The organism is Cytophaga sp. FL35, from assembly GCF_014349235.1.
Classification (GTDB): domain Bacteria; phylum Bacteroidota; class Bacteroidia; order Flavobacteriales; family Flavobacteriaceae; genus Euzebyella.
This window is the reverse complement of the sequence record NZ_JACSOH010000005.1, coordinates 1-24,682: the sequence shown is the minus strand read 5'-3', so window position 1 is coordinate 24,682 and position 24,682 is coordinate 1. Positions and strand designations below refer to the sequence as shown.

The 24,682-nt window shown below is 39.1% G+C and carries 23 protein-coding genes; 12 read left to right on the top strand and 11 right to left on the bottom strand.

The genetic code is table 11. The features are described 5' to 3' along the window. The first annotated feature begins 3 nt into the window (after positions 1-3). Entirely contained in the window at positions 4-663 is a 660-nt protein-coding gene (locus BIZ36_RS05170) for a hypothetical protein (protein ID WP_222937257.1), read from the top strand. Here BIZ36_RS05170 and BIZ36_RS05165 read toward each other — a convergent pair. Further along, complete coding sequence (locus BIZ36_RS05165) at positions 660-1,808, bottom strand: cysteine desulfurase family protein (RefSeq protein WP_187456809.1); 1,149 nt, start codon at positions 1,806-1,808, stop codon at positions 660-662. The genes BIZ36_RS05170 and BIZ36_RS05165 overlap by 4 nt on opposite strands. A gap of 112 nt (positions 1,809-1,920) precedes the next feature. On the opposite strand from BIZ36_RS05165, the gene BIZ36_RS05160 reads away from it, so the two are divergent. After that, positions 1,921-2,931 (top strand): hypothetical protein, encoded by a 1,011-nt coding sequence (locus tag BIZ36_RS05160; RefSeq protein WP_187456808.1) that lies wholly within the window; start codon positions 1,921-1,923, stop codon positions 2,929-2,931. Here the strand turns inward: BIZ36_RS05160 and BIZ36_RS05155 are convergent, their stop codons facing one another. Further along, entirely contained in the window at positions 2,932-3,477 is a 546-nt protein-coding gene (locus BIZ36_RS05155) for a DUF8465 domain-containing protein (protein ID WP_187456807.1), read from the bottom strand. Between BIZ36_RS05155 and BIZ36_RS21290 the strand changes: the two genes are divergently transcribed. From BIZ36_RS21290 to BIZ36_RS05140, 3 genes are read left to right on the top strand one after another with little or no spacing between them, the layout of a single operon-like run. Beyond that, the gene (locus BIZ36_RS21290) at positions 3,476-3,853 is read left to right on the top strand and encodes a DUF2752 domain-containing protein (protein ID WP_353616821.1); all 378 of its coding nucleotides are present in this window, start codon (positions 3,476-3,478) and stop codon (positions 3,851-3,853) included. The genes BIZ36_RS05155 and BIZ36_RS21290 overlap by 2 nt on opposite strands. A 3-nt stretch (positions 3,854-3,856) precedes the next feature. Further along, entirely contained in the window at positions 3,857-4,189 is a 333-nt protein-coding gene (locus tag BIZ36_RS05145) for a CCC motif membrane protein (protein WP_187456806.1), read from the top strand. Between the two features lies 1 nt (position 4,190). Then, positions 4,191-4,505: a CCC motif membrane protein gene (locus BIZ36_RS05140; RefSeq protein WP_187456805.1), complete on the top strand. Its 315-nt coding sequence runs from the start codon at positions 4,191-4,193 to the stop codon at positions 4,503-4,505. Positions 4,506-4,579: 74 nt separating this feature from the next. Here BIZ36_RS05140 and rocD read toward each other — a convergent pair whose 3' ends face one another. Further along, positions 4,580-5,824, bottom strand: coding sequence for an ornithine--oxo-acid transaminase (gene rocD, locus BIZ36_RS05135; protein ID WP_187456804.1), 1,245 nt, complete (start codon positions 5,822-5,824; stop codon positions 4,580-4,582). Between the two features lie 229 nt (positions 5,825-6,053). Here rocD and rlmD point away from each other — a divergent pair, with 229 nt between their 5' ends. The 3 genes from rlmD to BIZ36_RS05120 are packed head-to-tail and all read left to right on the top strand — an operon-like array spanning position 6,054 to position 8,755. Further along, positions 6,054-7,502: a 23S rRNA (uracil(1939)-C(5))-methyltransferase RlmD gene (gene rlmD / locus BIZ36_RS05130; protein WP_353616820.1), complete on the top strand. Its 1,449-nt coding sequence runs from the start codon at positions 6,054-6,056 to the stop codon at positions 7,500-7,502. Beyond that, a complete protein-coding gene (locus BIZ36_RS05125) occupies positions 7,495-7,986 on the top strand; it encodes a DUF6452 family protein (protein WP_187456803.1) in 492 nt (163 codons plus the stop codon). The genes rlmD and BIZ36_RS05125 overlap by 8 nt, the downstream gene beginning before the upstream one ends. Then, positions 7,967-8,755: a DUF6048 family protein gene (locus tag BIZ36_RS05120; RefSeq protein ID WP_187456802.1), complete on the top strand. Its 789-nt coding sequence runs from the start codon at positions 7,967-7,969 to the stop codon at positions 8,753-8,755. Before BIZ36_RS05125 ends, BIZ36_RS05120 begins: the two co-directional genes overlap by 20 nt. Positions 8,756-8,779: 24 nt before the next feature. Here the strand turns inward: BIZ36_RS05120 and BIZ36_RS05115 are convergent, their stop codons facing one another. Next, entirely contained in the window at positions 8,780-9,961 is a 1,182-nt protein-coding gene (locus BIZ36_RS05115) for a THUMP domain-containing class I SAM-dependent RNA methyltransferase (RefSeq protein ID WP_187456801.1), read from the bottom strand. Positions 9,962-10,111: 150 nt separating this feature from the next. Between BIZ36_RS05115 and BIZ36_RS05110 the strand changes: the two genes are divergently transcribed. Together BIZ36_RS05110 and BIZ36_RS05105 are read left to right on the top strand one after the other, a co-directional pair. Then, on the top strand, positions 10,112-10,783 hold the full coding sequence (locus BIZ36_RS05110) for a ZIP family metal transporter (RefSeq protein WP_187456800.1): 672 nt from the start codon (positions 10,112-10,114) through the stop codon (positions 10,781-10,783). Continuing rightward, entirely contained in the window at positions 10,784-11,215 is a 432-nt protein-coding gene (locus tag BIZ36_RS05105; protein ID WP_187456799.1) for a DUF4268 domain-containing protein, read from the top strand. 2 nt (positions 11,216-11,217) lie between these two features. Here BIZ36_RS05105 and BIZ36_RS05100 read toward each other — a convergent pair whose 3' ends face one another. The 3 genes from BIZ36_RS05100 to BIZ36_RS05090 all read right to left on the bottom strand — a co-directional run bounded on the left by BIZ36_RS05100 (position 11,218) and on the right by BIZ36_RS05090 (position 15,360). After that, a complete protein-coding gene (locus tag BIZ36_RS05100) occupies positions 11,218-12,594 on the bottom strand; it encodes a putative oxidoreductase C-terminal domain-containing protein (RefSeq protein WP_187456798.1) in 1,377 nt (458 codons plus the stop codon). A 105-nt stretch (positions 12,595-12,699) separates the two neighbouring features. Next, positions 12,700-14,076 carry a Gfo/Idh/MocA family protein gene (locus BIZ36_RS05095; RefSeq protein ID WP_187456797.1) on the bottom strand — a complete coding sequence of 459 codons (1,377 nt, stop codon included), beginning with the start codon at positions 14,074-14,076 and terminating at the stop codon, positions 12,700-12,702. A 12-nt stretch (positions 14,077-14,088) separates the two neighbouring features. Next, the gene (locus tag BIZ36_RS05090; RefSeq protein ID WP_187456796.1) at positions 14,089-15,360 is read right to left on the bottom strand and encodes a DUF6807 domain-containing protein; all 1,272 of its coding nucleotides are present in this window, start codon (positions 15,358-15,360) and stop codon (positions 14,089-14,091) included. Positions 15,361-15,629: 269 nt separating this feature from the next. On the opposite strand from BIZ36_RS05090, the gene BIZ36_RS05085 reads away from it, so the two are divergent. Both BIZ36_RS05085 and BIZ36_RS05080 read left to right on the top strand, forming a co-directional pair. Continuing rightward, positions 15,630-16,646, top strand: a complete 1,017-nt coding sequence (locus tag BIZ36_RS05085; RefSeq protein WP_187456795.1) for a LacI family DNA-binding transcriptional regulator — start codon at positions 15,630-15,632, stop codon at positions 16,644-16,646. A gap of 16 nt (positions 16,647-16,662) precedes the next feature. Next, the gene (locus BIZ36_RS05080) at positions 16,663-17,574 is read left to right on the top strand and encodes a ThuA domain-containing protein (protein WP_187456794.1); all 912 of its coding nucleotides are present in this window, start codon (positions 16,663-16,665) and stop codon (positions 17,572-17,574) included. Between the two features lie 50 nt (positions 17,575-17,624). Here the strand turns inward: BIZ36_RS05080 and BIZ36_RS05075 are convergent, their stop codons facing one another. The 4 genes from BIZ36_RS05075 to BIZ36_RS05060 are packed head-to-tail and all read right to left on the bottom strand — an operon-like array spanning position 17,625 to position 24,421. Then, complete coding sequence (locus BIZ36_RS05075) at positions 17,625-19,886, bottom strand: DUF7133 domain-containing protein (protein WP_187456793.1); 2,262 nt, start codon at positions 19,884-19,886, stop codon at positions 17,625-17,627. 34 nt (positions 19,887-19,920) lie between these two features. Then, the gene (gene trhA / locus BIZ36_RS05070) at positions 19,921-20,547 is read right to left on the bottom strand and encodes a PAQR family membrane homeostasis protein TrhA (RefSeq protein WP_222937254.1); all 627 of its coding nucleotides are present in this window, start codon (positions 20,545-20,547) and stop codon (positions 19,921-19,923) included. 27 nt (positions 20,548-20,574) lie between these two features. Next, the gene (locus BIZ36_RS05065) at positions 20,575-22,527 is read right to left on the bottom strand and encodes a sulfocyanin-like copper-binding protein (protein ID WP_187456792.1); all 1,953 of its coding nucleotides are present in this window, start codon (positions 22,525-22,527) and stop codon (positions 20,575-20,577) included. 7 nt (positions 22,528-22,534) lie between these two features. Continuing rightward, positions 22,535-24,421: a 3-keto-alpha-glucoside-1,2-lyase-like domain-containing protein gene (locus tag BIZ36_RS05060; protein ID WP_187456791.1), complete on the bottom strand. Its 1,887-nt coding sequence runs from the start codon at positions 24,419-24,421 to the stop codon at positions 22,535-22,537. Between the last annotated feature and the right edge of the window lie 261 nt (positions 24,422-24,682).

Genomic DNA, 24,682 nt, shown 5'->3' with positions numbered 1-24,682 from the left:
ATAATGATGAAGAAGCTGATTTTTACTATTCTTATGCTGACCATGGGTATTGTCAATGCCCAGAAGAATATTTATGAAAGCAATAAATTTGATGACCTAAGTGAAGACCATCAAGTCCTTGCAATCATACCTTTTTTAACCAAGTTGGATCTAACCGATGATATTTCCAAAACGGAATTAAAGAATTTGGAAGAAAAAGAAGGTTACGCTGTACAAAATGCCCTAGAAACCTACTTTTCCAAACGAAAAAAGAAAAAGAAGTTTTCTGTAGAGTTCCAGAATATAAAAAACACCAACGCCATTTTGGCTCAGAACGATATTTCCTTTAAGAATATTGACGTTTACACTATTAAACAGCTTAGTGAAATATTGGGAGTGGACGGCATAATTAGTGGTAATATTGATTTAAACGTACTACTTTCCAACGGAGTGTCCACAGATTTTAACTTTATGGATTATTTCTCCGGAAGCGCCAATTACGGACGTATTGGGGTTAAAATAAGCGATGGGGATAGTGGCAAACTACTTTGGAAATACGAAAAGGAAATCAATAAAAAATCGGGTAAAAATACCAACGATCTTATTGACCGTATGATGAAACTGGCGGCGCGTAAATTTCCTTACGATAGGGAAAAACGGAGAGATCGAAAGCAATCCAATTAATTCTCCACAAAGGACTTTAATACCTGTACGGTATAATCTAATTCTTCTTTGGTGTTGAATTTTGAAAATGAAAAACGTATGGAAGGCTTTTTCAGGTCTTCTTCCTTTAAAATTTCGGCCAACACATGAGATACACCTTCACTACCAGATTGGCAAGCACTGCCTTTGGAACATGCAATTCCTTTAATGTCTAAATGAAATAAAAGCATCAACGCTTTTTGAGGGTCTATTGGCAAGCGCACGTTGGCCAAGGTATAGGTACTTTTTTCCATATCACCGGAAAGTCCATTAAGTGCAACACCGGGTATTTCTTGCTTTAAACGAGTTATAAAATATTGTTTTAAATCTTGCACATACGCCATTTCATCTTCCAGCAAATCATAGGCAGAAGTAAATGCTTCTTCAAGTCCCACAATATTATGAAAAGATTCCGTTCCTGCTCTAAATCCTCTTTCTTGGCTCCCTCCGGAAATCATTGGTTTTAAACCTGAATTTCTTTTAATAAAAGCGAACCCTATGCCCTTTGGCCCATGAAATTTATGCGCAGCGGCCGTCATAAAATCCACAGGCGTCTTTTTCACGTCCCAAGGATAGTGACCAATGCTCTGCACGGTATCTGAATGAAAATAGGCATCGTGTTTATGACACAGATCACATACCTCATCAATAGGCAAAATGTTTCCTATTTCATTGTTCACATGCATAAGGCTCACCAATTTCTTGGAGTCATCAGCCTTTAATAGTGTTTCTAAATGATTTAAATCCGGGTTGCCCTCAGCATCCAGATGAACAAATTGCAATTTTATTCCGGCCTCCTTTTCCAGGTCCTCTGCAGTGTGGAGAACGGCATGGTGTTCAATCTTGGTGGTGATAATGGTTTTAACGTTTAAATCCCTTACAGCACAGCGTAAAATCATATTATCCGCCTCGGTTCCGCCAGAAGTAAAAATAATTTCGGAAGGGTGGGCGTTTAAGTACTTGGCAATGGTTTTTCTAGCGCTTTCAATGGCGGTCTTGGCAGACCGGCCAAAACTGTGCGTTGAGGAAGGATTGCCATACATTTGAGACAAGGCCTCCTGCATTTTGGCTATAACATTGTCTCTTACCTGAGTGGTAGCCGCATTGTCCAAATACACTTTTTCCATAACTAAGTACCGCGTTCTTTTAATGAAACAAGGGGGCAAAATTAGAGTAATTAAAGTTAATTTCTCCCTAAATGGACTTAAACTTGTTCCTAAATTCCTTTAAATTTGGACCATGAAGAAAACCATGCTTTCCTGTTTGCTTTTGGCACTTTTTTCGTGCGATGATGGCGATTTACAAATAGAACAAGTTGATTTTGATTCCGTTAGTATTTCCAATTGTGGAGAGGAAGAGGATGCCACCGAAACTACATTTTTCTTTAAAATTGATGGAGACGAAGCGCTGATTCTAGATTTGGAAGGAGGCCTACTAGCTAACGAGACTTCAGAAACGGGCACAATTACAAGCGCAATACCTTCATCGTCCAGTCTAACTTACCGCTTGTTTTCAGATGATGTTTCTTCGGATTATTTTTGCAGTAATATACCGCCCATTGAGCCCATGGTCATGGAAGAAAATACGGCTACTGGCGGCACCTTGGGCATTGAAACAAAAATATTATCGGCCGCAAGAAATGTAAAGAACTACGGCCATCAGATTACCATTACCGGCCTTACCCTGGTAAATGCGCAAGGCGAAAGTATTACCGACACCTCTTCTTTTAATTATGGAACCTTCACCACAAGCGTTGCCAATAGTGCGAGTTTAGAAATACCCTTTTCAAATTATAGCGATATTGATTCCTATGTGGAATGTCTGGAAAACCCTATCGAAGGCACCATACGGTTGTACAAGACCATAAATGATGAGTTTTTGAGTCTTGATGTTCCTTTTGATCAGTTGGTGAACACCGTTACGGAAAACACTCCAAGATCCGTGGATATATCTGGTGGAGCATTGCGATATGTGGTTGCCGATGTGGAAATATCGGAAGATATGCCATGCTCAACGGCGCAGCTTTCCGAAGATATCAATTCGTGGTATTATAACTCCATTGGAGGTAGCCTAAAAATAGAAACACTTGCCGGCGAGGCAGACGAAAACGGAAATATTACGTACACGCACAATTTTACCATAGACAGCCTTATTCTACAACTAAAAGGTAATGGAGATGATGTGGACGACGTTCAACTGCCGTTGATTGAAAATGTAGAAATGGGAAGTTATACCACATTTGGAAATTAGTTACCCATTCTGAAAAATATAGACTTCAGTGGCTCCCAAGCCATATTGGCTATAATCCGCATCATAATACCTTAGATTGTCATACCTGCGAAATAGGGAATAAAGTTCCTCCCTTAGTACCCCTTCTCCAACTCCGTGAATAAAAACCACTTTTTGTATGCGCTTTCCAATGGCAAACTCCAACTGCCTTCTGGCCGCATCCATTTGAATATTTAGCATATCAAAATTACTAAGGCCTTTGGTATTTTTGGTCAATTGATTGATATGAAGGTCCACCTCCATTTTTGGAGCGTTTCTTTGTTTTGGTTTTACGGAAGCTGATCTTTTTCTTTTAGGTTGTTCTTTTTGAGATTTCATTTGGCTGACCTCAAAATTACTCACCCTTATTTCACCGCTTTCCACAACAACGAGTTCGGCAGGTTCAAAATCAAGAAAAAAGCCTTCATCTGTCTCAATAGTGATTTCAGAGGGGTGCACTTTAATTACCCTTCCTGAAATTACATCATCCAGTACCTCTACGTTATCCCCTACTTTAAAAACGGTCATGTTTTATTTTATATCCACAAAAATAATGGTAATTTTCCTCAACAAAATTGATTGCGTTTTGAAATTTCAACTAACCACCTTTCTTCTGGGAATAGAAGATTACATGCTGCCTTGTTTAAACAAGCAATTGTTTGGTATAGATTGTCCAGGTTGTGGAATGCAGCGTTCTCTACTTTATTTAATTAAGGGTGAATTCACTGAAGCCTTTCATATGTACCCTCCTATTTTTATATTAATCCCCTTCGTTCTGTTTACAATTTTAAATCAGTTTTTAAAATTTAAATATTCGAATATCATCCAATTATCCCTTGGAATTGCAACTGGAGCAACTATTATTGCTAACTATATTATAAAAATGACTCATATAACCCACTAAATTATGGAACAACAAAAACTCCCCAATGCAACTATTATACTTGTCCTAGGAATCTTATCAATTGTAACATGCTGCTGTTACGGAATTTTAGGACTAATAATTGGTATAGTAACGTTAGTTTTAGCAAAAAAGGCGAAAGATATCTATTTGGAAAATCCGGAACTCTATTCTGACTTTAACAACGTAAAGACCGGTAAAATTTTGGCAATTATTGGAATTGTTCTAAGTGCCCTTTTCTTGATTTATATCATAGGTATCGTTTCTTACTTTGGAATGGACGCTTTACAAGATCAAGAATTATTACAAGAAAAAATGGAAGAATTAATGAACCAATAAAATGCAAAATCAACAATTACCTGGAGCCAGTACCGCCTTAACCATGGGCATAATTGGGGTTATCGCACCTTTTGTATGCTGCGGTCCTTTTGCCCTTATCTTTGGGATAATTGGCCTAAACAGTGCCAAAAGTGCCCAAAAGCTATATGACGAAAATCCTAATCTCTATACAGGTATAGAAAATGCCAAAACCGGTAAAACACTTTCCTATATATGTATAGGTATTTCCATTGTACTATTACTGTTTACTATATTGTACTTTGGAGCCATTATAGCATTCTTTACAACTGACGGCTTTGGACTAGGTCTGGAATAATGACATTTTTATTTTTCAACAAAAAGCCCGTTCCTTGGATAGGAACGGGCTTTTTAATTCAATTACAATCTATATTAGTTGTCAAACATCTTTAAAGTAGAGGTAATTATACTTACACACTCCAATAATTGTTCTTCATTCATAACTAAAGGCGGGGCAAAGCGAATAATATTGCCGTGCGTCGGTTTCGCTAAAAGTCCATTTTCCTTTAGCGCCATACAAATATCCCAAGCGGTAGAACTATCTTCCGTATCATTGATCAGAATAGCATTTAACAGTCCCTTTCCCCTAACTTTGGTCACAATGGAACAATTTGCAATGAATGCATTCATTTTCTCCCTAAAAAGCTCCCCTAGTCTATGGGCGTTTTGAGCCAGTTGTTCTTCCTTGACAACTTCCAGGGCTGCCATACCAACAGCGGCAGCTACGGGATTTCCGCCAAAGGTACTTCCATGGTTGCCAGGCCTAATAACACCCATTACAGCATCATTTGCCAATACCGCGGAAACAGGATACGCACCACCGGAAAGCGCCTTCCCGAGGATCAAAATATCCGGTTGAACGTTTTCATGGTCAACAGCCAGCATTTTTCCAGTTCTGGCAATACCCGTCTGAACCTCATCGGCAATAAATAGCACATTATATTTTTCGCACAAGGCTTTTGCTTTGGTAAGATATCCTTCGGACGGAACATATACCCCCGCTTCCCCTTGAATGGGCTCTACCAAAAAGCCCGCTATATTATCGTTTTCACTCAATGCCTTCTCGAGCGCCTCTAGATTGTCGTAGGCTATTTTAACAAATCCGGTAGTGTAGGGACCGAAGTTTTTTCGGGCTACGGGATCGTTACTAAAGGAAATAATGGTGGTTGTTCGTCCGTGAAAGTTATTTTCACATACAACAATTTTAGCATCATTTTCAGGAATACCCTTTTCTTCATAGGCCCATTTTCTACAGACTTTTAAAGCCGTTTCAACCGCTTCGGCACCCGTATTCATTGGCAAAAGCTTGTCAAAACCAAATGTTTCAGTCACATACTTTTCATAAGTACCCAACATATCATTATAAAAGGCCCTAGAAGTGAGTGTCAATGTTTTGGCCTGTTGGGTCATGGCCTCCACAATTTTTGGATGGCAATGGCCCTGGTTTACTGCAGAATATGCTGATAGAAAATCGTAATACCTTTTTCCTTCAACATCCCAAACATAAACACCTTCGCCCCTGCTCAGTACCACAGGTAGCGGATGGTAATTGTGCGCACCGTACTTGTCTTCCAATGCTATTGCATCTTGAGAAGTCATTTTTTCTAAAACTGACATGATAAAAAATTACTTTAAATAAAACTTCAGTAATTCCTTCTATACCTTTATCCTTTCGATTTTACCGGCAAGAGCCGAAACGAAAATTCAGCGTAGGAGAGAAATCATCCTTGTAGAGCCGTAAAATTACAAAATATCGATGAAGAGTCCTATAAAATTAAGGTTGAAGGTGTTGCTTCCTTAGATTAAAAGTTGAATACTTTAATTATCTCTTAAACCTCCCTTTCTATTGACAGAAACATTCTATTTTTGCGCCATGCGAAAGAATAGAAGGCGAAAGGTTTTTGAGAATGTTGAGGTCATTGATGCCGGTGCAAAAGGCAAAACAGTGGGCAAGGCTCCGGACGGTAGGGTCATTTTCTTAACCAATACCGTACCCGGTGATGTGGTAGATGTGCAGACCACCAAAAAGAGAAAGGCCTATTTTGAGGGTGTGGCTACCAAATTTCATTCCTTTTCAAACAAAAGGACGGAACCCCAATGCCAGCATTTTGGGGTTTGCGGCGGATGTAAATGGCAGGATATGGGCTATGAGCACCAATTGTACTATAAACAAAAGGAGGTTGAGAACAATCTTAGAAGAATTGGGCATTTAGAATTGCCCGAAACTACCCCCATTCTGGGTTCCCAAAAAACGTATTTCTATAGGAACAAAATGGAATTTTCATTTTCGGACAGTAGATGGTTGACATTGGACGAAATTAATTCCGATAAGGAGTTTGACGATAAAAACGCCTTGGGATTTCATATTCCGGGAATGTGGGACAAGATTTTGGACATTAAAAAATGCCATCTGCAGCAAGACCCTTCCAATGCCATACGTTTGGCCACCAGAAATTTTGCCATTGAGAACGGGATGGAATTTTTTAACCCAAGAAACCAACATGGGCTGTTAAGAACGCTGATGATCCGAACTTCTTCAACAGGGGAAATTATGGTATTGGTTCAGTTTTTTGAGGATGATGCAGAAAAAAGAAAATTGCTCTTAGACTACTTAAAAGAGAAATTTCCAGAAATAACCTCCCTGCTCTATGTAATAAACCAAAAGCAGAACGATACCATTTACGATCAGGAGATTATCTGTTTCTCTGGTAGGGACCATATTTTTGAGGAAATGGAGGGCCTTAAATTCAAGATCAATGCCAAATCATTTTATCAGACAAATTCTGAGCAGGCATATGAACTTTATAAAATTACCCGCAACTTTGCAGCCCTTGAGGGCAGTGAATTAGTATACGATCTGTATACAGGAACAGGGACCATTGCACAGTTTGTTTCTAAAAAAGCAAAAAAAGTAATAGGTATAGAGTCGGTTCCAGAAGCCATAGCAGATGCCAAGGCCAATGCCGTAAGAAATAACATTGAAAATGTAGATTTCTTTGTGGGCGATATGAAAAACGTATTCAATGAGACGTTTATAGCGCAAAACGGCGTTCCTGATGTCATTATTACCGATCCCCCAAGAGATGGTATGCACAAAGATGTAGTACAGCAAATATTGAACATTGCCCCCAACAAAGTGGTGTATGTAAGCTGTAATAGTGCAACACAGGCAAGGGATTTGGAAATGATGAAGGAAGTTTATAAAGTTACCAAGGTGCAACCGGTAGACATGTTCCCACAAACGCATCATGTGGAAAATGTTGTACTTTTAGAAAAGATTCAGCCTAATGAATAAATTAAGAATCGTAGTCTTACTTTGCGCAGGCATCCTATCCTTCGCTGCCTGCGAAAAAGATGACATCTGTGTAGATGCCGATACTCCAAATCTGGTCATTCGATTTTATGACATTATAGATACGACGCAAACAAAGGAGGCTCAAAATCTGATTGTTAGCGGACTTTTGCCCGAAGGCGTACAGGACACTATAGACAACGTTTCCTTGGATTCCATTGTCTTGCCTTTACGGGTAGACTCCAATACCACCTCATTTATACTTTCTAGGCAAACATCAATTGATGATAAAAATATAGACACCCTTACTTTTAATTATGAAACAAGGGAGTTGTACCAATCTAGAGCCTGCGGTTACATTGTTAATTATGATAATTTGGCTACTAACGTAAACGAACCCATTGACAGTCTCTGGATCAAAGAAATAAGATTGGTTACCACTACTATAGAAAATACATTCTCGGCACATGTTAAGATTCTTCATTAGCGCCATAATGGTTATGTGGGTATTGGGTACAAATGCCCAAGAGAAACCTATAGACCTCAACAAAAAGGACACGGTGACCTACAAACAATCCTATGGGTTACGGGTTGGGGTAGATTTAAGCAGACCCCTCATCTCTTTCTTGGAGGAAAACTATACGGGACTTGAAGTGGTAGCGGACTATCGCTTAACCCAAAAGTTATATTTGGCAGCGGAACTGGGCAATGAGAAAAAAACCATAGGCGTGCCATTGGGCAGTACCATTGAGGATATCTCAGGTGACCTTTATGATTTTACCGCTTCTGGAAGTTATCTAAAGCTAGGAATTGACTACAACACTTACGGCAACTGGTACGGAGAGCAAAATATGATATATATTGGCGGTCGCTATGCATTTAGTACTTTTAGCCAGACCCTCAACAACTATAAAATTTTCAATACGGACCGCTATTGGAGCCCTAATGATTTTACACCCGGATCGGAACAAATTGGCAAATTTGGTAATCTCAATGCCTCCTGGCTAGAGTTTGTAGTTGGTATAAAGGCGGAATTGTTCAAAAACCTATATTTGGGGGCCAGTGCAAGGCTGGGATTTTTAGTTACCAATAAGGATCCCGATAATTTTAAGAACCTATTTATACCAGGCTTCAATAAAGTTACGGATGGAAGTCGTTTTGGCGTAGGTTACAATTACTCTATTTCCTATTTAATTCCCCTCTACAAGAAAGCAAACCGCCCTGCGGATAAAAAGCCCGTACCTAAAGACAAATAGATGTAAATTGGAAAAAGTACAGCCCTATTTGGACTGATATTTTGCTTTTTTGCTGCCTTCGTACATTTCATACTTCACCAATCTAGACTCTAGATGACTGTTATAAACCTTGATTTTTCTGGAAGGCCGTAATCCAACATGTTTTAAAGCCTCAAGGTTGGAGGTGATAAACCAAGCAATAGTGCCCGGATATTCCCTTTTAAGGGTATCACCAATATCGGCATAAAAGGCTTCCACATCAAAATCGGAATCCAAGTCCCTCCGATTTAAACGTTCCCCATACGGAGGGTTAAAAACCATGTGCAAGGGGCCATCATTAAACTTCTCCGTCTCAAAGAAATTTTTTCTTTCAACGGTTATATATTCGGATAAGTTGGCATTCTTTATATTCTCCAAGCTTTTTCTAATAGCCGAAGGCGCCTTATCATAGCCCACTATTTTATGGTGGAACTCCCTTGTTTTGTTTAGGCAGACCTCAACAATCTTATTAAAGAGCTCCTCATCAAAATCTTTCCATTTTTCAAAGGCAAACTCCTTCCTATTAATATTTACCGGTATGTTACAAGCGATCATGGCCGCCTCCGTTAACATAGTTCCGCTACCGCACATAGGGTCCAGAAAATCAGATTGGCCGTCCCATCCACTAAGTAATAACAATCCCGCTGCAAGCACTTCGTTAATGGGGGCAATATTGGTAGCTGTCCTATATCCCCTTTGGTGCAATGACCTTCCGGAACTATCCAAGGATACATTGCAAAAGTCCTTATGAATATGGATATTGATACGTACGTCCGGGAACTTTACATCCACACTGGGGCGCTTGCCCTCCGTATCCCTAAACTTGTCCACAATGGCATCTTTCACTTTTTGGGACACATATAGAGAATGTGAAAAATTATCTGAATGTACGGTTGAATCTATAGCAAAAGTTGTATCTACCGATAGGTATTCTTCCCAGTCCATGGCATAAACTCGCTGATAAAGCTCTTTCTCAGACCTCACCGGGAACGAATGGATGGGTTTTATAATTTTCATGGCCGTTCTTAGGCACAGATTGGCCTTGTACATAAAGCCGGTATCTCCCTCAAATGAGACGCTTCTAGTTCCAATGGCAACGTTACCACCACCTATATTCCGTATTTCCTTAGCTAGTATTTCCTCTAGGCCAAATAAAGTCTTGGCCACCATTTTAAAATTTGCACTCATAAAAACGACATGAAAGTTGCAAAAATAGGTTAATTTTGGCCCAAACCTTAAGATTTTGGGCTATTTCGTACACCTCGGGAGGTAAGAAAGTTTTTCTCCCTCATACCGACCAAGAGCATTCGATACATTATCCCGTCCGCATCAAAATTCATGACCTACCTACTTTTAATACTTGGAGTCCTATTAAGCTTTGTCTTTGTTTATACGGTTAAACCTGCCAACAAAAATCATTTTAAGCTGGTATTGGCCTTTAGCGGAGCCTTTTTGCTCGCTTTGACCATTTTTGAACTGTTTCCATCCGTTTACGAAAAAACAGATTCCAAAACGGTGGGTGTTTTTGTAATGCTAGGCATACTTTTACAAATTTTTCTTGAGTTTTTTAGCAAGGGTGCGGAACACGGCCATGTACACATCAATCATGAAAAAAGTGGTTTTCCCTGGTCCATATTTTTAAGTTTGTGTATCCACTCCTTTTTGGAGGGTTTTCCCATTGGTCATCACCATACGATGCTTTATGGCGTTTTGATCCATAAAATACCTATTGCCATCATATTAAGTATCTTTTTGCTCAACTCTAAAATAGCTTTCCAGAAGGCATTATTATTTGTAGGACTATTTTCTTTAATGACACCTTTAGGAAGTTTTATTGCTTCCAACGCCAATTGGGTACGGGAGTTTTACGTTCCTATAACCGCTTTGGTCATTGGGGTGTTTTTGCATATTTCTACCGTTATTCTTTTCGAAAGCTCTGAAGGCCATTCATTTAACCTAAGGAAAATCTTTGTTATAATTTTAGGAATTCTATTCGCTTATTTCATCTAAATGTTCAGCAGGGAGGAGTCAAAAAAATTAAGAGAAGAGTTTTGGATTGCTTTTGGAAAGTCATATCCAAAAAAATGGATCTTATACAATACAAAAATAAAAGGACTGAGCCTTAAATTTCATTTTGACACAAAGAAGGCGATGGTTCTATTGGATGTAGAAACCGATGACCTTGAAAGACGCATAGAACTTTGGGAAAAAATACAATCCCTAAGGTCCCTCTTAACTTCAGAAGACTATTTGCCCAACGCCCAATTTGAAGACATTTATTTTCTAGAGAACGGAAAGGAAATCTCCAGAGTGTTTGTGATGAAGGAAAATGTTTCCATACACAATAAAAACACCTGGCAAGAAACCATGGTGTTTTTAAGTGTATCTATGTTGCACCTTGAAACTTTTTTTACAGATTTCAAGGAAATTTTAAGCTCTTAAACCTATTCTTGGGTCATTTTGTACCCTTCTATGGTGGTGTAATACTTAGATATCATATTAGGAACCTCCCACTCCGGAAGTTTTCCAGCCTCATAGTATTTCAAGAAGTTTTCCGTTACTTGTCCAAAATGGGCTTCATGACCAATTTTAAATTCCTCTGGGATTGCAATTTTAAAAGTACCATCTTCCATTTTTTCGACACTGGTTCCCGCAAATTCATCCTGTACTTTACCATTAACAGCCTCATTTAAAATCTCTTCAAATCCTTCTGCCTCTTTTGGCTCTACGTAAAGAATAGGTTTATAACCTTCCGCTTCGCCTTGCTTGATAATCAAATCACTTTTGGTACCTCGCATAATACTATAGTGCGTGTCCCCAGTTCCTTCTGGAGCCTGATAGTTCCAGATAACGGAAACCTTGGCAAACTTCCCGTTTATTTTATATACCATTTCACCATTGGCAAAAACATGAAGGTCGTCATCTTTTAAATCCTTACTTAAGTATTCTGGGTATTCTTCCAATCCGGTCACCTTATTGAATTCCTCCGGAGATAAAATGGTTGGCCATCTTTTGGCCTTGACCATTTCAACGTTGGCAGTATCTATTATCTCGCCCGGAAAAGCCTCCCACTGTACCAAATCTACCAAATGTGTGGTCACATCCACGATACCTTCCCCTTCTTCGTTTACATCAAAAAACCAGGCCGGTCTCACTAAGGGATTACCACTCACATATTTAAAAAAATGATGCACACTTTCCTTACTAATAGCCGGTTCCTCCACGGTTCCATCTGTTAGTTCACCAAAAATACCGGGCATGGTAGAAAGTAATTTTTGCATCATGGTAGTAGATTCAAAACGCTCCGTCATAATATCATATATGAGCACATTGTTCTCCTTGGCAACCTTAAAGGCCTCCTTTAGTTTTCCAAAACCTTCTGGATTGATCACCAATGGCTTATCTGCATATACATTTAAACCTGCCTTTACCGCGGCTAGCACATAATCGATTTTTTTAGAGTTCTTTCCGGCAACTATCATAACGTTTCCGGGTTTATCGGCTATCATCTGCTCCAAATAATCCTGTCCAAATTTGCTTTCTACAGTCCATTGAGTAGGAGCTTCGTCCCTCGTATTATAAGCTTCTATTTTACTTAAAAAGTCGTTGACCTCCGGTCCTTCCGGAGCAAACAGGTAAATGGTAGAATCTACTTGGGGATACATTTTCTTATGTACCAAAGCCGCATGAAAATGCCCTGGATCCAATGTCATTAATTTCACTTTGCTGGATAATTCTTTATTACTAGGTTCTTGAGTTTTCTTTTCTTCGGCACAGGAAAATAGAATTACCGCGCATAAAAGAGATGCGAATTGCTTCATTAGTATATGTAATTTTCAGTGTTTTTTGAATTACTTTCAAAGGTACGTTTAAAAATAAAACACCTCCGTGAACTGGGAGGTGTTTTATAAATCATAAAATTAATTTTAGGCCTGTACATAATCTGTACCATAGGGTTTTCTTTGCTCCCTACGTAGCATGGCGTTGGCTTCATCGTCATTAATGAATTCCTCTTTTTCGGGATCCCATTCCAATTTTCGGTCAAATTGCATGGCTATATCACTTATCAAGCAAATTACACATGCCTTATGCCCTTTCTCTATATCTGATATTGGTTGTTTTCTTGTTTTTATACAATCCAACCAGTTACCATGTTGATCGTCTATTTTTTCTAGGTGGATTTCGTTCCCACCTATTACGGATTCCAATATTTTGGGGTCCGAGGCATTTAAAGCCTTAGAACTTTTTTCCTTATCCACGGGATCGGAAGCCGAAGCTTGATAATCTCCACGAGAAACAAAAATCCAACCATCTTCGCCAATGTATTTAATTCCATTGGTATAACCTCCACTGGTATAAACAGTCATTCCGTTATCATATTCATGCTTTACAAAGAAATCTCCATGAACGTTCCACAGACCTGATTTTGGAAATTCGGCAAGCGCCTCTACCGATTTTGGTCCTGTTAATTCCGTATTCATCCCCCAAGCAGCCGAATCATAATGGTGTTGGCCCCATCCAGTGATCATTCCCGCACCGTAATTCCTAATTCTCAACCAACCCGGCCTACTATACCCATCTTGTGGATGTACCCCGATTTCCGTATAGGGTACTTCTGGGGTAGAACCCAACCACATATCAAAATTTAGGTTTTCCGGTACCGGCATTGCAGGAGCCTCTGGACCGGCAGGGTCGCCCGGTAACCCTATTTTTACGGTATGTATCTTTCCAATACGTCCATTTCTTACTAACTCTGCTGCAACCCTAAATTGTGGCATGGCCCTTTGCTGGGTACCAACTTGAAGAATAACACCCGTATCTTGTACGGCCTTTCGTAATTGCTGACCTTCCCTAACCGTCAACGAAGTGGGTTTTTGAAGATAAATATCCTTACCGGCATAAGCCGCTTCCATTGCCGGTTGGGAGTGCCAGTGGTCTGGAGTACTGATAACAACTGCATCAATATCCTTGTCCATCAACATTTCCTTATAATCCTCGTACACTCTAGTGCTATTGTACTTCTTTTTATCAAGTTTCTTTTGATAAAAAGAATCTACCAAAACTTTGGCATCGTCCGCACGTTTGGAATCTACATCACATACAGCTATATACTTGGTTTGATCAAATCTAATGGTATCGTGAATATCATGGCTACGGGCAATACGGCCGCATCCTATTTGACCAATGTTTATCTTATTACTAGGCGCATCTTTTCCTAAAACGTTTGCGGGAACAATAGTTGGAAAACCCACCATTGCGGCGGTACCCAATGCGGTTCTGTTAATGAATTTTCTACGTTGCATTCTTCTTTATATTTAATTCTTGGTTACTTCAATTTGTGGTTCATTGGCAAAATGTTGCCAGTATGTTTCTGCCTCTTGGGCGGTTAACTCCCCATCAAAGACTATCATTCTATAGGTTAACCCGTATTGTTGGTTAGGTTCAATTTTCCATTCTTCGTGGCGTATAGGGCAAAATTCAAAAAACATATCGCCTCTTCCTCCATTGGCATCCAAAGGCCAAATTCGCATAGGCTCCGGATGGTTCCTGTTGGTTGGATGACTTAGAAACAATATACCACTGGTACCTTTTCCATCCGTTGATTCCCCAGTTACAATACACCATTTTGCGTTGGTGCCATCTGCCGAAGCACGATCATTTCCTTCTGACGTAAGTACTGTGCAATTATCAGCTTTTAAACGTTCATGAAACCTTAGGCCCAATCCACCTCCGTAACGGTATGCCTCAAAGAGGATGCCTTTTTTTAAGGGGGAACTAAAGTTAGTGATATAATCGAACATATACCGGTCCGGTCTATTGATATCCCAAATCTTTATCGTTACATCCTCATTCAAGGCGATTTGAGGCTTTTCTTGGGTTTTAAAGTCAATATGCTCTTGGGTCGCGGTAAAAGAGGAAAACAACTTGCCCGAAGTATCCCCTTTAAAATCTTTAAAAAGAACGGTGCCCATTCCTTCCTTGAGGTTCCAAAAATCTACGCGTTGCCCATCAACCTGCGTGTGTGTCCAAGGACCCCAAAGACCGTAATGATGGTAATGATCCTCAGGTTGGATCCTGGTCAAGGTGTCGCCTTTAGGAGTGATAATTGGGTGAACGTAGCCAGATTTTTTATAAAGGGAATCTACACCCCCTGGTGGATATGTCATTCCATATCTATAAGATACGGCCGACTTTCCATTCAATTGAACGGTCAAATCTCCGGACTCCTTTTCAACATTAAAAGGATTACCTTTTGGAAGCGTACCCTGTTTATTGATAAATTTAAAGGAGCTTACATCACCTTTTCCAGCAATAAACCATAATTTACCATCATCTTTTTGGTAAGGTAATTCATTACCGTTTGCTGTTACCAAAACCAATGAACTATCCAATTCCAATCCCTTGGCTTTGAGTTCATTTTCTTCTACAAACCGAGGTTGGTTTAAAGGAATTCCATTGCCTTTTGCAACTGTGAACACTAAAGACTTTTCTTTTTCGCAAGATGCTGAAAGAAAAACAATAGTTGCAAGGAAATATAGAATAAACTTTTCTAAATAAGTTCTTATTAATGTTAGCGTATTATACATTTTCTTTCTTATTGAAATAACCTCAAGGTAAAGGACAATAACTTAGTTATTTAGCAAAACTAAAAAATATAACCAATTACGCAACCGGTTACATAAATTACTTTAATGAGATACCTCAATACGTAAAGAAAAACAAGTCTATAATCCAAATCTCTCAAAAAAATCTGGAATTTAGTTAGCCTCACTCCTTTGGAACTTATAACATTCAACATTATCCAGTTCTGAAAATATTCTGTATACTTGTTGCGTAATTTATTGCATAGATTTCAGTGTCCAAAAAAACGACCATATACGATATAGCCGAAAGCCTAGGAATTTCGCCCGCGACTGTTAGTCGAAGCCTAAATGACCACCCATCCATTAGTGAAAAAACCAAAAAAAAGGTTCTTGAGGCTGCAAAAGAAACAGGTTATAGAATCAATAAATTTGCTTCTAACCTAAGTCTTCAAAAGTCCAATACCATTGGAGTTATAGTTCCTAGATTGAATTCAGATTTTATGTCCACAGTTTTGTCCGGCATTGAAACTATTGCCAATAATGCAGGGTATAATTTGGTCATTAGCCAGTCACTGGAACTGGAAGAAAAAGAAAAGTTCAATACGAAGACTCTGTTTGAAAGCGGTGTAGATGCGTTATTGGTGTCATTGGCGAACGAGACCATGAACTATGACCACTTTTCCATATTCACGGATCGTAAAATACCGTTACTTTTTTTTGATAGGGTTATTGATTTACCTAACTGCCCTACCATAATAATCGATAACGAGGCGGCAGGTTACCAAGCTACGGAACACCTCATACAACAAGGTTGTAAGCATGTAATCCATGTATCTTCCGGTCTTAACCGAAGTGTTTATAAGCTTAGATATGCAGGGTACCGAAAGGCCTTGAAGGATGCTGGCCAGAATTTTAGAGAGCGAGTTATTCAGGTAGATAATTTCTCCCCTCCAGAAACCAAAAAAGTTATAGATTATATCAAAAAATCAGAAATTCCCATTGATGGAATTTTCGTCTCCAGTGATTCTTTAGCGGTTTATATAATCAAAGAATTACGGAGTAACGGTTATAATGTACCCAATGACATCAAGGTAGTTGGATTTAATAATGACCCAGTGGCACAGGTCATCACCCCAGAACTTTCCACTATTGAATATCCGGGATATAAAATGGGTAAATTAGCAGGGCAAAGCATTCTTAGCCATTTAAACGGTTCCATAAATATTGAAACTGCCGATCAAATTATATTAAAACATCGTCTCATTATTAGGGAATCTTCCCAAAAATAAATTCTAAAAACAACCAATGAAAACTAAAATAAGTTTAATTCTTTTATTGACTGCCTTTAATCTCTCCGCCCAGAGCCTGGATTCCTTTGACCCCAATGATGAGTGGGTAACTAAAATTGAAAAATTAGCTCCTAATAGTGCAAGAATTGAGGCCCCTACGAGAAAAATTCTGGTATTCTCGCAACACACCGGTTTTTATCACTGGACTGCTCCGCACAATATAGAAATGCTGAAAATTTTAGGAAGAAAATCGGGTGCATTTGAGGTCACCAACTCCTATGATATTGATAGTTTTAAAAAAGAAAATCTTAAAAACTATGATGCGGTGGTTTTTAATAACTGCAACCCGGCCGGACCCAAACGTGATTTATTCTGGGATTTACTTCAAAAAAACTCCAACCTTTCCGATGAAAAAATTGTCGTTCTAGCCAATGAATATCAAAAAGGTTTTATGGAATATATATCCGAAGGTGGTGGCTTAATGATTCTACACGGGGCTATCACCGTACAGAACAACTCTGAAGAGTTTAGTAAAATGACAGGAGGCAGCTTTGATTATCATCCAAAACAGCAAGAAATGCACGTAATGGAAGTAAATGACAAGCACCCTTTGGTGCAGGCATTTTCGGGCAATGGATTTACGCATGTAGATGAACCATACTTTTTCAATAATGCGTATTCAGACTATAATTTTAGACCGTTATTATATATAGATGTCACAAAGCTTGAAGGACTTAAAAAAGAGCCCGAAGCTAGTATTAGCTATGTTTCTTGGATTAAAAGACATGGTAAAGGAAGGGTTTTTTATAGTTCGCCTTCCCATAACGCCCAGACCTTGGACAACCCGGAGTTTTTACAATTTCTACTGGACGGGATGCAATATGTTACTGGCGATTTAGAATGTGATGACAGCCCCATTGGTAAATAAAACCTTGGAAGATGATTAATAAAAAATGGCCGACATAAGTCGGCCATTTTTTATTTCATCGTTTTTATTGTTTCATCCAATTCTTCAATGGTAAATCCTCCTCCCTCCTTGGGGGCCACATCTCTTAGTTCCTTTACCTTTTTATCACTCAATCCCTTTGGATACTTGGAAAAGGCATTGGTTACATAGGAAACTAAGGCAGAAATGTCTTTGTCGCTCAATGTTTCATTCGAATTTAATCCCGGCATGGCATGATTCATATCATACAAGGTTCCGTTCACTTCTATTGGTCCTCTTAATCCATGTAATATGATGAGTCCCAGCTTTTCTGAAGGAAGCACATGTTCCGAATCCACCAATGGTGGAGCCAAACCCTCGGCACCAGTCCCATCCGCTTGATGACAAGCTGCGCAAATTTGCCTATATAATTTAGCCCCTTTAGTCCTTGAATCCTGTCCAGAACCGTTTCTAACATATATAGGGTTTTTCTTATTTGCAGTTTTGCGTTCAAAATTCTTCTCGAGGTTTTGTACCAATAAAGAGTCCTTTTCACTAAGAGCTAACTCTTCCCTATTTTGTTCATTGAGATTGCCCATTCCACTTACCAGTGCTTCTTGAATAACCTGATTGAGTGGGTATCTGGTTTTCAATTCCTGTAAAATAGGAGTAAATGTCTCAGAATTACCATTGGCCCAAACTCCAATAGTACTGGCCAAATACAAATCAATGCCCCTGTCATTCTTATTGAATAATTTAAGAAAGAGACTTTTAACTTTATCAATATCCGAATTGCCTATAAATCCCTCCAACAAAACAATCGCATGGGCCACCACTTCCGGCGAACTGTTTTCTGCCACTTTAATCAACATATTGGCATCCAGACCTTGCTCTAGTCCGTTCAGGGTATTTAATGCATGTATTTGAGCTATGGGATTTTCGTCCTCATTGGCCAGTTCCAATAAGGATGGGAGTGCCCCGGTCAATTTTTTATATACCAAGCGGTGCTGCGCTTGATCTCTTAGATACCCATTGGGGCTGGACAGCAATTGAACCAACTCATTCGCTCCCATTTCGTCTAATTTAGGAAACGGCTTATTTTCTTGGGATTGGTTGCTAACTTTAAGAATCCTACCTGAATTAATGATTGTATCAAGTTGGGCTTCCATAGCTCTTTTCTTCAGGTATGGACTCAAAAACGCTTGATGCTGAATTACCCCTCTATGCATATCTACCACATACATACTGCCATCCGGACCCGAGGTAAGGTACACCGGTCTAAAACCCTCATCTGTACTCGCCAAAAACTCCTTCCCTTCCCAAGCTTGATGCGCCTCAACGCTATCACCATTAAAGTCCAGTATATTTCTTTTTATCGCATTAATTTCTGGTATACACACAAATGCATTTTCATCATAGCCTTCAGGAAACGTCCCTCCCCTATAAATAAACGGAGCACATGCCGCGGTAACTTCCAGTAACAAACTGTCACTGTTCAAAACCCCATCTACATAGCCCCTGTTTACCCTTGCAGCATGCAAAGGATAGACTCTTTGGTCCGAAGTTAACTTTTGATTGACCCCTTTGTTAGGAATTAAAAACTCGTTACGTACCAACCTATTGGGTAGGATATAGTCTCCTAAAAGTTGTGTAGAGTTATTATTGTAATACAATCTTCCGGAATTATCGTGGGTTATTCCCCATTGCCCCCTGTAAGTGGTAGGTTCCTTTATCCATTCCCCGTTTTTTCTTTGGTACCTAAAATGGCTACCGGCATTGTAAATCCAATTATCTACGTTAAGGTGTAGTCCGTTTGGTTGATACTCCGGATTACCTTCCAAAGCGTACAAAGAATCTACCAGCACCCTATTCACAGGCTTATCATCTTCATCAACTTCAACAAACCATAGGTTGGGGGGCTCTGAATAAAGCACTCCACCATAGACCAAACTTATGGCCCTAGGCATTACTAAACTATCTAGAAAAACTTTTACATGGTCTGTAGCACCATCCTTGTCCCTATCTTCAAGAATTTTGATGGTACCTGTTGGAGCGTTTTCTCCAACACCATCAAGTTGACGCATAAATCCGTTCATTTCAACGGCCCAAATACGGCCTTGGGAATCAAAGTCAATTTGCACGGGAGCTTCCAGAAAAGGTTCAGAAGCAACAACCTCCAAATTAAACCCTTCCTCCACTTTATACCCGTCCAACGATACGGTAGGTTCCTCAAAATTCTCATTACAACTCATGGCAACAACCAACAGAAAAACAGTTGGAAGTACACTAAAAAGACTCTTTTTCAACAATTTCATTATTTAAAAATGCGCAATACTATTTCAAATTTTTTCACACTACATCTATAAACATGACCAACCAATGACTTATTGCTCCGGCCAATACAAACAGATGCCAAATAAAATGATTATAGGGAATTTTATCGATTGCATAAAAAAGGATTCCAAAGGTATAAAAGAGACCCCCAAGAAACAATAGCCAAAGCCCCATTGAAGACATAATGTTTGTTAAATTACTAATATCCAACACAATTAACCAACCCATTATGATGTAAAGCAGCAGGGAAAGGAATTCCAACTTACCTGTATAGAACAGTTTAAAAATGGTACCTACGAAGGCGATGCCCCAAACAATCCAAAATATAAGTAAACCATTTCCATCATTTAGTAGAAGTAAGGTGACCGGGGTATACGTTCCCGCAATTAAAAAATAGATATTGATATGGTCTAAAACTCGAAGTTTGTGCTTGATTACTGGTCTATTCACAAAATGATAGGCAGCCGAAACTCCCATCATAGAAATCAAAGTGAAAGAGTAAACAATAATAGCAAAAATGGATATTACCGACTCATTATCATTCTTGTACAATAGTATTATAAGCCCGCACAAGGCCAGAAGCATCCCAATCAAATGGGAAATAGCATTAAACTTTTCCTCTTTGATGCGCAAAGCCTCCACTCTTAGATTTTAAGAAGTATAAATCACCTATTCTTCCACTATCAGTTTAATACGCATGGTATTGGCATGACCAGGAAAGGTACATACTATCCAATATTCCCCAGTAGCATTGGGTACTTCCAAATAAATAGTTTCTGCATCCTCCGGCTGTAAAATACCGGTATGTACCAAGACCAAATCAGAATCAGGTACATAGTTAACGTCCGCCCCATCAAGACCTAAATCCAAGGCTAACTTAGCCACTTCATTTACAGATTCCTCTCCTTTTTGAGTTACCACTAAGTTATGCAGCATATCATCATTATTGGTAAAGGTTATTTCTACTTTAGATTTTTTCATTAGCCGTAATTCCTTAATGCTATACTTTAACCCGGGTTCTGTACCAATTACCACCTTTTTATCGGGACCATTTACCCATGTGAGCGGCATCTCATTTTTTCTTTTGGGCTGTTCTACACCTTTATTTGCAGATAACGCCTCTAGGGGTTTAGATTTTAGATCTCCCCCAGGAACTTCGTTCAAGGTATAATAGGCGGTTGAATGCAAAAGCTCTTCACCGCTATTGGATTTTATCATCGGGGATTTGATCTGATGTATAAAACCAAGTCTCATACCGTCAATTTTCAAATAAACGCTTTTACCATCTACACCAAGTTGAGCATCCACTACTTTTGCCTTTTTCTGATCAACGATAGGGCTACCATAGGTGTTATGATATAAATAATTGAAGCTGGTAATTTCGAAGTTAGCAAGATTTTTAGCCAGATTTGCATTTACAGGCTTGGTAAACTCGATGAGAAATCCATCATCCTTAGCTTTTATGGTTTTCATTTCAAAAGGCACCTTACCGGTCCAAACCAACCGCTGTAAACCGAAACTTTTTTTACCTGTGGAGGCCCATCCCCTACTTGTCATCCCAACGAACATACTAGAATCACTGCCCCACAACATTCTGAGAATTCCAGATGAAAAACCCTCTACAAAAGGAAATACAGCTCCTTGATACACACCGTTCACCTTTTCCATGGCGACACGCATAATTTTACTATGACCTTGATCTCCTACAAACATTTGATCTTTAAACGGGCCAAAATTCCCTCCAGTTTCATCAAAAACCATATCAGAGGTTGAAATACCCAATATAGTATGGGGTAACCATATAGCAGGAGCTTTTAGTGCGGGAACTTTCTTGGCATATTCATATAGGCTCAATCCGGATTGCTCCTCAATATCCTCCATTTTTAGGTCAATGGGCGAACCGGGTTCCCCAGACCAAACCAACCCCTCGGGATTACCTGCAAAATCCCCTTTCTCTAAATGGGTAATTCTACCGGAACCTACCCAGTCTCCTTGATTTTCAGAATAGAAAATGTCTCCGGAGGAATTTAAGACAAAACCGGAAGGCGAACGCAAGCCCGTGGCAATCGGTTCCATTTCTCCGTCGGGTGAGATTTTCAGTAACCAACCTCTCCATTTAGCAAGACTGGCTCCGTGACCTATCCAAGATAAATTCAGCGTTACCAACATATCCCCATCTTCCGTAAATTTGGGACCGTAGGAATAATCGTGATAATTTCCCGAAAGTGGCCATGCATAAATAGTTTTATAAAAGTCTGCCTTTCCATCACCGTTTCTATCAGTTATTTTGGTCAATTCCCCTCTTTGAGAAAGAAAAAAACTTCTGTCCTTATAATTGAGGCCTAAAGCTTCGTGGAGACCTTGAGCAAAAAGTGAGTAATTTGGAGATTTGCTATATGGCTTATCAATAACCCACAATTCACCTCTTCTTGTAGAAACTCCCAATTGGTCCCTCTCTGTGAGAGCCAATCCCCCAACTTCCAAAACAACATCTTCAGGAATTGGAACATCCACAATTTTATAGAATTTAGACTCCTTCTTAGCAATTTCCGTTTGACCTACTACAAATTGGAAGCTTCCAATTAATGTGATTAAAAAAATATAAATATTTCGTATTTGCATGACTTATTTACCAAATGATATTATATTCTAATGAACTATTTCCTGCTGGAAGTTTTACCAATAATTCTTCGGCACCTTCAGTATTTCGTAAGGTTGGTATAATCCCTTCTGTCTTAATTTCAATAAAATAATTAGGGCCATCCACTAGAAAAGTACCATCTGGTAATTTTTTAAGAGCATCCCCTTCTGCCAATCTATGCCAGATTGGTTTATCTCCCTTTTTAGTGATTTTACGATTCAAACCCCGATAGGTATCAATCGGTTCCAATTTATCCAATAATTGTGCTCCTGAAATAGTTCTTAAAAATATAGGGTAGCCTTGTTCGTTTAATTCATATCCATCATAATTCTGAGGGGAAGCAGCAAAGTCATTTTCTGGCCAAACGGCCTTTTCCGATTCCAAACTTGCAAATTGTGGTTTACCTGAAAACTGTAGCGTAAAACCCAATGGCTTACCAAGTTGTTCAATTCCCCTATTATGCCACATATCCGTGACATCATAAAATTCTCCACTCCATGCCGCCAGCAATGTACCAGAGGATAAATCATAATTAAAATGCGTCCCCACTGGCGACCCTACCGCAATGGTATGTGTGCGTTTGATATTATTATGCATGAAAAACCCCCTTTGGGCAACGACTGAACTTTGTGCTTCCAAAACCACCTTATCTCTATCATTTACCTTATGGAAAACCAAGGAACCAGGCGCACTTAGTTTTTGAAATTGAATTCCAGGTCCTTCATAAATAATCTCAAAGCCTTTAGTCCACTGATTATTTTTGTTATAGATAAACTGAAATGGAATTTTACCTTTTTTCAACTCAACAATGTTTCTTCCAGGGTTATTTATCTCAAACGACCCATCCTGCACAACTATGGTATCATCATCAATTAACAAAGCGCCACCTGCGCTATGAAATTTTGTTTCAAATAAATATTCCCCGGTCTTAGGAACTATTAAATCGCCGGTATACTTTAATAACCTAAAAACCCTATTTTCAGTTATAACAGAAGAACTAACACTGTCTATAGCCAATTTCCTTAATACAGGGATTGTATCTAAGTTAGGTATATGACCACCCTTGTAATCATATTCAATTACGTTCAGATTGGATAGGGCTAACTGGTCATCACCATACAATTTATACTTTAAATTCCGGAGGGCAACAGGACCATGGTCTCCTTGAATCATCAATGGCCCTTTTTCAACCTCTTCATTTGACAATCCGGATCTGGTAGGCCCAGAAAGCTCCACATCCTCATGAATCAGTACATCGTTTAACCATATTTCTTCAAATGCTGCATTTGATATTTTGTTTCCTGACTGGTCAAACTTAGGAGCTTGAAAAATTACTCTTAGGTGTTGCCATAACCCGGGAGCTTTAGCCGCATTTTCTTTAGGCGAATGCCCATCAAAACCTTTATCTTCCCCAGTACGATTTTCGTCCCATCTTTGATAAATACCCCCCATATCTGTATAGGTTGGATGATCCATTCCCCAACTATCGAACAATTGAACTTCATATCTTCCTTGAAAATAAATACCGGAATTAGAGTTACTAGGAATCATAACATCCATTTCCAATTCCAAATCACCATGTTCAAAGTTTGTAATCAAATGATTTTTCGAGTCATTGGTAGGATTATTTAATAACACGCCAGTTCCCTCTTCTGAATGGATAACCTTTTCTTTAAATCGATCGACATATACATCTCCAACAATTTGCCAATTATTGGAAGTGGATTGGAACGTATTTAAATCACTTACGTTAATAGTGGTAAAAGGAATGGTTAGCTCTCCAGCATTGTCCGTACCTTTCTTAGTTACCTTTTCTGGCTCTGTACATGCAGAAAGGAAAAAGATAAGAATTAGTGTTGATAGGGTATTTTTCATTGGCCTTGGTTTGGTATAAAAATAAAACACTCGCACAAAAAATATTACACTTTGTTATATTTTTTATATAACGAATAAATTATTTTATGTTGAAATAGGTATTCGTACAGTAAACTGGGAAGAAATTGGGCTCATATAAGTTTATGAAAGAAAATGATTTTGAGTATACCCCATAAAAAAAGCCCCTTCACAACATGTGAAGGGGCTTTCGTAAGAAAGGCGGCGACCTACTCTCCCACTTGGTGTAGCAGTACCATCGGC

Excerpts from the sequence above, each read along its gene's own strand:
- BIZ36_RS05170 (WP_222937257.1), top strand. The coding sequence starts at position 4 with ATGATGAAGAAGCTGATTTTTACTATTCTTATGCTGACCATGGGTATT.
- BIZ36_RS05165 (WP_187456809.1), bottom strand. The coding sequence starts at position 1,808 with ATGGAAAAAGTGTATTTGGACAATGCGGCTACCACTCAGGTAAGAGAC.
- BIZ36_RS05160 (WP_187456808.1), top strand. The coding sequence starts at position 1,921 with ATGAAGAAAACCATGCTTTCCTGTTTGCTTTTGGCACTTTTTTCGTGC.
- BIZ36_RS21290 (WP_353616821.1), top strand. The coding sequence starts at position 3,476 with ATGTTTTATTTTATATCCACAAAAATAATGGTAATTTTCCTCAACAAA.
- BIZ36_RS05155 (WP_187456807.1), bottom strand. The coding sequence starts at position 3,477 with ATGACCGTTTTTAAAGTAGGGGATAACGTAGAGGTACTGGATGATGTA.
- BIZ36_RS05145 (WP_187456806.1), top strand. The coding sequence starts at position 3,857 with ATGGAACAACAAAAACTCCCCAATGCAACTATTATACTTGTCCTAGGA.
- BIZ36_RS05140 (WP_187456805.1), top strand. The coding sequence starts at position 4,191 with ATGCAAAATCAACAATTACCTGGAGCCAGTACCGCCTTAACCATGGGC.
- rocD (WP_187456804.1), bottom strand. The coding sequence starts at position 5,824 with ATGTCAGTTTTAGAAAAAATGACTTCTCAAGATGCAATAGCATTGGAA.
- BIZ36_RS05125 (WP_187456803.1), top strand. The coding sequence starts at position 7,495 with ATGAATAAATTAAGAATCGTAGTCTTACTTTGCGCAGGCATCCTATCC.
- BIZ36_RS05120 (WP_187456802.1), top strand. The coding sequence starts at position 7,967 with ATGTTAAGATTCTTCATTAGCGCCATAATGGTTATGTGGGTATTGGGT.
- BIZ36_RS05115 (WP_187456801.1), bottom strand. The coding sequence starts at position 9,961 with ATGAGTGCAAATTTTAAAATGGTGGCCAAGACTTTATTTGGCCTAGAG.
- BIZ36_RS05110 (WP_187456800.1), top strand. The coding sequence starts at position 10,112 with ATGACCTACCTACTTTTAATACTTGGAGTCCTATTAAGCTTTGTCTTT.
- BIZ36_RS05105 (WP_187456799.1), top strand. The coding sequence starts at position 10,784 with ATGTTCAGCAGGGAGGAGTCAAAAAAATTAAGAGAAGAGTTTTGGATT.
- BIZ36_RS05100 (WP_187456798.1), bottom strand. The coding sequence starts at position 12,594 with ATGAAGCAATTCGCATCTCTTTTATGCGCGGTAATTCTATTTTCCTGT.
- BIZ36_RS05095 (WP_187456797.1), bottom strand. The coding sequence starts at position 14,076 with ATGCAACGTAGAAAATTCATTAACAGAACCGCATTGGGTACCGCCGCA.
- BIZ36_RS05090 (WP_187456796.1), bottom strand. The coding sequence starts at position 15,360 with ATGTATAATACGCTAACATTAATAAGAACTTATTTAGAAAAGTTTATT.
- BIZ36_RS05080 (WP_187456794.1), top strand. The coding sequence starts at position 16,663 with ATGAAAACTAAAATAAGTTTAATTCTTTTATTGACTGCCTTTAATCTC.
- BIZ36_RS05075 (WP_187456793.1), bottom strand. The coding sequence starts at position 19,886 with ATGAAATTGTTGAAAAAGAGTCTTTTTAGTGTACTTCCAACTGTTTTT.
- BIZ36_RS05065 (WP_187456792.1), bottom strand. The coding sequence starts at position 22,527 with ATGCAAATACGAAATATTTATATTTTTTTAATCACATTAATTGGAAGC.
- BIZ36_RS05060 (WP_187456791.1), bottom strand. The coding sequence starts at position 24,421 with ATGAAAAATACCCTATCAACACTAATTCTTATCTTTTTCCTTTCTGCA.